The organism is Bradyrhizobium cytisi, assembly GCF_008123515.1.
GTDB lineage: Bacteria > Pseudomonadota > Alphaproteobacteria > Rhizobiales > Xanthobacteraceae > Bradyrhizobium > Bradyrhizobium cytisi.
Genome location: NZ_VSSR01000176.1, coordinates 1 through 4,239, shown reverse-complemented (window position 1 = coordinate 4,239; position 4,239 = coordinate 1). Strand labels below are relative to the sequence as shown.

Annotated in this window: 2 protein-coding genes; one reads left to right on the top strand and one right to left on the bottom strand. The window is 58.6% G+C overall.

The window, feature by feature from the left end; genetic code table 11:
- Positions 1-1,065: 1,065 nt before the first annotated feature.
- Positions 1,066-1,524, top strand: a complete 459-nt coding sequence (locus FXB38_RS42420; RefSeq protein WP_187435537.1) for a tyrosine-type recombinase/integrase — start codon at positions 1,066-1,068, stop codon at positions 1,522-1,524.
- Positions 1,525-1,672: 148 nt separating this feature from the next.
- Here FXB38_RS42420 and FXB38_RS42415 read toward each other — a convergent pair whose 3' ends face one another.
- The gene (locus tag FXB38_RS42415) at positions 1,673-2,941 is read right to left on the bottom strand and encodes an aminotransferase class I/II-fold pyridoxal phosphate-dependent enzyme (protein ID WP_148756757.1); all 1,269 of its coding nucleotides are present in this window, start codon (positions 2,939-2,941) and stop codon (positions 1,673-1,675) included.
- Between the last annotated feature and the right edge of the window lie 1,298 nt (positions 2,942-4,239).

Sequence of the window (4,239 nt, the reverse complement as noted above, 5' to 3'; positions counted from 1 at the left end):
CAGATTGTCGCGCTACAGTACGCCGAGTTCGCGTTCACAAACTCACGGTGACCTCTCGTGTAGACAAGTGCTTCCAATCTGTTCCAAGTGCTGAAGTGGGAGGCTGACGAGAGACCGGTTGCCGCGGGCGAGCAGATGCTGGTTCACGCCAAGCTCGTCGCGGACGCTGCGAATTTGGGGAGCGCAACTTGCGAGCGCTTGCTCGAGCTCGCACGACTCCCGTCCGGAACACGACGCAAATATTGGTTTTGCGCATGGCCGTGCTCGACGCCTCGCCCGATCTCACCGTGATAACCTGGTCAGAGCTGAAGCAAACAAGCCTGTTCCTTCTATGGCGCGATCCGCCGCTTATTGGGCGTCAGAACATCGCGCGTAAAAAAGACGCCCTGTGCTACAGAGCAGGATCGCCCGGACGTTTCGAAGCGCCGCGGGGTCTCGCTCGGTCGGGATCGGCTCCTCTTCATTGACGAGACGTTGGCATCGACCACAAGGCGCCGGGCCTGCTCGTCCTGTAGTGACTGCCCAGTCGAGCGGTGCACAAACGAGGCTCCGGCGTGACCTTACCACGAGATGGTAATCAAAAGCGGCTATCACGAGCTGTGCCATTCGGCACAATCATCGGCCACCCCCCCCGGAGTGAGAATAGTTCGATGCCTGCAGCCACATGGACTTAGAGCTTTAGTCCATCTGAATGAATGTTGTGGATTGAAGGAAGCCGCTGCCGCGGTGGGACGACGTGGCGTAGATCGCCCCCTTGCTGAGAGGAGGTGTGTGTTAATCCTGTCAGACACGAGTATCGAGATGGCCGCTTGAGCCCAGTTCAGCCGCTATTTGGCCGATCGCCTACCGATTAGAGCTGGCGGACGTCCGCGCCTTCCAGACTTACCTGGTGTCGACCGGTCTCTCATTGCCGGCGCTGAACCAGATCGTCTGTGCGCCTAGCCTTTTCAACGGCGTCACGGCCGGCGAAGAAGCTCTGATTGCGGAGCGCGTTCCCTGTGCGCAAGAACCGCGCAAGTTGCCGGTCGTTCTCAGCAACGACGAAGTGTTCAGTTCGTCGAGGTGGTGTCCAGCCTGAAGAGCCGGACCGCGCTCGCCATGGTCTATGCGACCGGAGTCATGGCCTCCGAGCTCGCGGACTGGCGCATCGAACACATCGAAACGCCTGCGGCGTTATCCAGGTGCGTCAAATGCGCGAATGATCGCAAGGTGATGCTGTCGCCCCGGCGGCTGTGCATCCTAAGCACGTACTGGCGTCTCGCCCAGTCGCGGACCTTATCTGGTTCCTGGACGAGACGACAATCAACCGATCCATCAGACCGTGTTGCACGCCGCCTGGCGGCTGCCGTGAAGGCTGCGGACCTGACCAAGCGCGTCACGATCCACACGCTGCGCCACAGCTTCGCGACGCATCTTCACGAGAACGGAACCGCCCCGATCAGCCAGATCTTGCTAAGGCGCAATAATGTGCCGCCGACAGCTCGATACGCGCAGGTCGCCATCGGTGCGATCCGGGCGACGTAGAGCCCGCTCGATCGCCTGTCGATGGAGGTGAGGCCACCTCGGACGTAGATGGTTCCGCTCGACGTTTGGCGCGCTTACATCCTTCAAGTTCCGCATCAAACCGGGAGCGGTTCAGCACCAGATCGAGTGCCCCGCGCTGAACGTCATGTCACCTCAAGGGGTAAGGTTTTCCGGTCGCCGCGGCGACTGTATCCAAGATACAGTCGCATAGTTGCTCTATATTCCCAAGCTCGTGCTCTGCTGTAATACGAACGCGGATGCTCGCTGTTCCTGGTGCGGTCTTTGGAAGGAATATGGCCTGGGTATGAAACCCATGATTGAGAAGAGTTCTTGCAATTCCAATCGCATTAGTCTCCGATCCGGCGGAGATCATTCTGATCGGAAGTAAGCTGCCGTGCTCGGCGGTCGCGATACGATGGTCAAATACCTTGGTTCTTTCCGCTATCCGCCTCTGTCGTTCGCCAAGCTCTGCCGAGCGGTGAATTTTGCAGGAGCCGAGCGCTGCGCCAACTGCGGCCAGATTAAGGGGCGCCGAAAGTGCATACGGAATGCAGTGCTGCCGAAACAGCGCCTCTTGCCGGGTTGTTCCGAGCATCAACAGCCCGCCCGACGCGCCGAAGCCTTTGGCCAGTGAGCCTGCTATGATCGTCCTTTCACCGAGGACTTGTGAAAACCGAGAGCGAGTAAATCCTTCACCTTGATGTCCGACGATTGATATGCTGTGAGCATCGTCGATATAGAGAAAGAGCCCGTAACGTTCCTGGAGCTGACGTAGTCCCTCAAGCGGCGAAGAGCCCGCCATCGAGCAGAGGTCATCGCACACGTAGGCGACCACGGCATTCTCGCGGCACAACCGTTCAAGCGTGCGTATATCGTTGTGTGGGACCGTCTCTACCCTCGTTACATCAGCGACCACGGGCTTGTGATAGCTGAGCGAAATATGTGCAGAGCTATCAAATACAAGCACGGGCCTTGTTCCACCCGTTAACCGACCCGAAGCAAGAATAGGCATCGCGCCAAGATTGGCGAGCATGCCACTCGAGAAAACGAGTACGCGCGCGCAGAACAGTTCGGAGAGATCTTCTTCAAGTGCTCGCAGAAGATCGAGAGTGAGGCGCGCTCGAGCAGACGACAAATGCAGCGATTGCTGCGCTTCGATCGCTTCAGCGATAACTACCGGATGATTGTCCAACCCCAAGTAGGAGCATCCTACAAAATCCAGCACCTGCGGACAACCTTTAGGCGGACCGTTCACCGAAGCAATGGTTCTTGCGGTGCTGCAATCCTCGGTGGCCGTCATGAAATCAGCTAGGTATGACGCATCGAAGGACGGGTCGCTCTGTCCGATTACGTAGGCGTTGTTCCGAAGGTCTGTGACAGGACGGCTACGATCGGAGTGAACTGTCCGCCATTGCATGTCATTCTCCATTGTGATTTGGTGACACAGTGCGGTCAAGGGCTGAGCCGAATACGTAAAAATGTTGCAGGCAGTTCGATCGCTCCACTAGTTCCACTGAAGTAAAGCATTGCTCGCCTCGCTTGTGCAGCTACTAGATCAAACAGTCGTCTGGAGCGATCAGGGACGTTCTTGTGTCAGCGCTTTCGCCTACGGCCACGAAGTAGATGGTGTTGCACTCATGATAATCGCCGCAGCGGCGTATGAGGTCTGTGTCGCTTGATCGTGCTCGCGCCGAGCACATAAAGCGGGAGCGACGCCCGATCTGAAATGGCGGCAGCGACTCCGTGCTCGGCTATTTGCTGCTTTCGGAGCATCAGGTCCGTGTGAACCGGAGACAAAGCGGGATTGTGATCGGGCTGAGCTTGCCCCCAAGTTTTATCGAATCTTGAGTTCGCTGCGGCCGGATGCGGCGAGAGCCAGTCAACCAACGGTCCAGGTCGCCACTTCTCGCCTGAACGCGAGCAAACCAAACGCGATCGTTCCTGGGCGCGCGTTGACGGGGCGTTGACGGGTTGCGGCATGCGGCCGTGGTGAGCGGCCGATCTGTTTGACTCGAGAGATGATCGGGATGGAATTGGTCGATGACAAGCGTCAGCACCCCCGCCGCGATCGCCTGAACGGATGCGTGCGTTGCGGCTGATGCGCCGCCGCAGATCCTTTGCAAGCGCTTCATCCGCCGAACCCAAGCGCGCGCGCTGCCGGAAGCAGCCGCGGCAGGGTATGCCGGCGAGTTCGCCCAGCAGCGCCACCATCAGGCTACGATGATAGGGCGGAAGGCCGCGCTCCTCATCGTGACATCCATGATCCGCCACAGGTCCAACCCGGCGCGAACCTGTCGCGAACAAAGTGGGACACGTGCCCTGAAGGCACCAAATCTCGGATCGACGGCGGTAAAATGTCTTGCTCATCCGCCGTTTGACTCACCACACTCGTTCCTCGTCCAGAAAATCCGGTTACTCAGACAGGCTCCTAGCCGACACCGTTGCTCTTTGGCCGGTGCGGTCGCCGATGATGCACGGCCGGCGCACTCAACACGCCCGATCTTTTATGTCGATGTGAATGATCGCGCCTGGGCTCTCGGGCTCACAGCGGCGGTCGGGCATGGATAGCTCCAGATCGCCTATCCACCCTAGCATTACAGTTGTTTTTTTGATTTGAAGTGGGCGCGTTGAGCGGCAGCCTGGTGAGCTCTGCGCCAGCAAGACCATGCGATGATGTGTGCGGGTCGAATCCGCTTTCGAGCAAGTCTGATAGCG

What these genes read in the sequence shown, in the direction of transcription:
- FXB38_RS42415 (WP_148756757.1), bottom strand. Translation starts at nt 2,941, where the DNA reads ATGCAATGGCGGACAGTTCACTCCGATCGTAGCCGTCCTGTCACAGAC.